This window comes from Streptomyces sp. SPB074 (assembly GCF_000154905.1).
Taxonomy (GTDB): Bacteria; Actinomycetota; Actinomycetes; order Streptomycetales; family Streptomycetaceae; genus Streptomyces.
The window spans coordinates 2,413,568-2,416,851 of record NZ_GG770539.1; the positions used below are offsets into that span (position 1 = coordinate 2,413,568).

At 73.8% G+C, this 3,284-nt stretch carries 2 protein-coding genes and 1 pseudogene; 1 reads left to right on the top strand and 2 read right to left on the bottom strand.

Going from position 1 to position 3,284, the window contains the following annotated elements; genetic code table 11:
• Positions 1-69: 69 nt before the first annotated feature.
• Entirely contained in the window at positions 70-825 is a 756-nt protein-coding gene (locus SSBG_RS09800) for an LPXTG cell wall anchor domain-containing protein (protein ID WP_008746009.1), read from the bottom strand.
• 321 nt (positions 826-1,146) lie between these two features.
• Positions 1,147-2,262: a peptide chain release factor 2 gene (gene prfB / locus SSBG_RS09805; protein ID WP_008746010.1), complete on the bottom strand. Its 1,116-nt coding sequence runs from the start codon at positions 2,260-2,262 to the stop codon at positions 1,147-1,149.
• A gap of 78 nt (positions 2,263-2,340) precedes the next feature.
• On the opposite strand from prfB, the pseudogene SSBG_RS09810 reads away from it, so the two are divergent.
• Positions 2,341-3,195, top strand: a pseudogene (locus SSBG_RS09810) (LLM class flavin-dependent oxidoreductase); the annotation flags it as partial.
• Positions 3,196-3,284 lie beyond the last annotated feature (89 nt).

The window sequence follows — 3,284 nt, forward strand, 5'->3', positions numbered from 1 at the left end:
AAAAAAAAAAAAAAAAAAAAAGAACAGAAAAAGTTCGAAACCATATAGAAAAAAACACCACCGCGCGTGTCAGGCCGTGCGGCCGTCGCGGCCCGCGAGGCGGGGCAGGAACCGGAAGCCGATGCCGCCCGCGATCATCGTCGCGGCACCGAGGACCAGGAAGGTCGTGTCGGCGGCGCCGGTCTCGGCCAGCTCGTCCTTCGGCGCGCCCTGCTCCACGGGCTGCTGCCCGAGGCTGTCGGGCCCGGCGCCGGTGGAGCCGCCCCCGGCGGCGGGCGAGGACGCGTCACCGGAGGGCCGGGTGCCCGGCCGGGACGGGTCCGCGCCGGGGCTGGAGGGCCCTGCGCTCGGGCTGGACGGGTCGCTCGGGTCCGTACCGGGCTGCGAGGGCTCGGTGCCCGGGTCGGACGGGTCGGTGCCGGGGTCGCTCGGGTCCGTGCCCGGGTCGGACGGGTCCGTACCGGGGTCGCTCGGGTCGGTGCCCGGGTCGGAGGGGTCCGTGCCCGGGTCGCTCGGGTCGGTGCCGGGGTCACTCGGATCCGTGCCCGGGTCGGACGGGTCCGTGCCGGGGCCGGACGGGTCCGTGCCGGGGTCGGACGGGTCGGGATCGCCGGACGGGATCTCGGTACCCGGGTCGGACGGGTCGGAGCCCGGGTCGGAGGGGTCCGTGCCCGGGTCGGACGGGTCGGTCTCCTCGACCGCCGGGCCCGAGTCGCCGCTGAAGGCGACGGCGTGCGCGGCGCCCGCCGCGGACAGGGACGCCCCGGCCGCGATCGCGGCACCCGCGGCGACCCGCGCCACGCGGACCCGCATTCTGTTCGTCATGAGCTAGCTACCCCCAGTAGCGGTACATACGTAGGTGGGACGACGCGACGGGCCGCGCGGACGGGGGGCTCCTGGATCACGCCCCCGTGCGCACACGCCCCAGAAACGCGTATGCCACCCGCCACCCTCCCGGCCCGCCGCAGACACGTCAAGCGCGTTAAGCCCCCCTCACCCCGCTTCGCCCGGCTTTGCGCCCGTGAAGACTCCCGTAAGAAAAAGAAGCGGCAACTCCCCCGGCGAAGGCGGGAGTTGCCGCGAGGAGCCGAGCGGCGGGGCGCGCCCGCCGGGAGCCGCCGGGGACGGGCGGGCCCGTCCCCGGGCTCAGGCGCTCTGCTGTTCCTGCTGCTTGCGCCAGCGGATGCCGGCTTCGAGGAAGCCGTCGATCTCGCCGTTGAAGACGGCCTCGGGGTTGCCGACCTCGTGCTCGGTGCGGAGGTCCTTGACCATCTGGTAGGGGTGCAGGACGTAGGAGCGCATCTGGTTGCCCCAGGAGTTGCCGCCGTCGCCCTTGAGGGCGTTCATCTTCTCCTGCTCCTCCTGGCGGCGGCGTTCGAGCAGCTTCGCCTGGAGGACGTTCATCGCGGTCGCCTTGTTCTGGATCTGCGAGCGCTCGTTCTGGCAGGAGACGACGATGCCGGTCGGCAGGTGGGTCAGGCGCACGGCCGAGTCGGTCGTGTTGACGCCCTGGCCGCCGGGGCCCGAGGAGCGGTACACGTCGACGCGCAGCTCGGACTCGTCGATCTCGATGTGGTCGGTCTGCTCGACCACGGGCAGCACCTCGACCCCCGCGAAGGAGGTCTGGCGGCGGCCCTGGTTGTCGAAGGGCGAGATGCGGACGAGCCGGTGGGTGCCCTGCTCCACGGAGAGGGTGCCGTAGGCGTACGGGGTGTGCACGGCGAAGGTCGTGGACTTGATGCCCGCCTCCTCCGCGTAGGACGTCTCGTACAGCTCCGTCTTGTAGCCGAGGCGCTCGGCCCAGCGCAGGTACATGCGCTGGAGGCGCTCGGCGAAGTCGGAGGCGTCCACGCCACCGGCCTCGGCGCGGATCGTGACGACGGCCTCGCGGGAGTCGTACTCGCCGGAGAGGAGGGTACGGACCTCCATCTCGTCGAGCGCCTTGCGCACGGCGGCCAGCTCCTGCTCCGCCTCCTCCTGCGTGTCCGCGTCGCCCTCGTCGGCGGCCAGCTCGAAGAGCACGCCCAGGTCGTCGATGCGCCCGCGCAGGCCCTCGGCCTTGCGGACCTCGGCCTGGAGGTGGCTCAGCTTGCTGGTGATCTTCTGCGCCGCGTCGGGGTCGTCCCACAGCGACGGGGCCGCTGCCTGCTCCTCCAGGGAGGCGATGTCCTCGCGCATTTTGCCGAGGTCGAGGACGGCCTCGATCGACTCCATGGTGGAGGAGAGAGACTTGAGTTCTTCGGATACATCGACGACTGCCACGTCCATCAGGGTAACCGGGCGGCCGGGGCCCGGGCGAAGCCCGCCCCCGCCGGGGGTGCGCGTGGCAGGGTGTCGCGCATGAGCGAGCACGGGCACGACCTCCTCTTCGGCTCCTTCCTCACCCCCTCCTCGGCCCGCCCCGCCGAGGTCGTGGAACTGGCCGTGAGCTGCGAACGCGCGGGGCTCGACCTCGTGACCTTCCAGGACCACCCCTACCAGCCGGCGCTCCTCGACACGCAGTCCCTGCTCGCCTTCGTCGCGGCCCGCACCACGCGCGTGCGCCTCGCCGCGAACGTCACGAACCTCCCGCTGCGCCCGCCCGCCGTCCTCGCCCGTACCGCCGCGACGCTGGACCTGCTCAGCGGCGGCCGCTTCGAGCTGGGGATCGGCGCGGGCGGCTTCCGCGAGGCCGTCGCGGCGATGGGCGGCCGCGCCCTGGCGCCCGGGGAGTCGGTGGACGCGCTGGCCGAGGCGATCGGCCTGATCCGCGCGCTGTGGGACACCGGGGCGCGCGGCGGCGTGCACCACCGGGGCACGTACTACACGGCCGACGGCGCCAAGCGCGGCCCGCGCCCGGCGCACGACATCGGCGTCTGGGTCGGGGCGTACGGGCCCCGGATGCTCGCCCTCACCGGGCGGCTCGCCAGCGGCTGGCTCCCCTCGCTGGACTACCTGGAGGAGGGTGCCGCCGCGCTCCCCGCGATGAACGCGCGCATCGACGCGGCGGCGGAGGCGGCGGGCCGGGACCCGCGCGAGATCCGCCGCCTGATCAACCTCATGGAGCCGGAGCGGGCGACCGTGGGATTCCTCACGGAGCTGGCCGTCGAGCACGGCGTCAGCGGCTTCGTCGTGGGCGGGGACGACGAGGCGGCGATCAGGCGGCTCGGCGAGGAGATCGCCCCGGCGGTGCGGGAGGCGGCCGGGGCGGGCGGACGGGGGGCTGAGCGAGGGGCGGGGGCCGCAGGGGGGCGGGGGCCGCAGGGAGGCTGGGGCCGCAAGGGGGCGGGGCTCCGTTCCGGCCC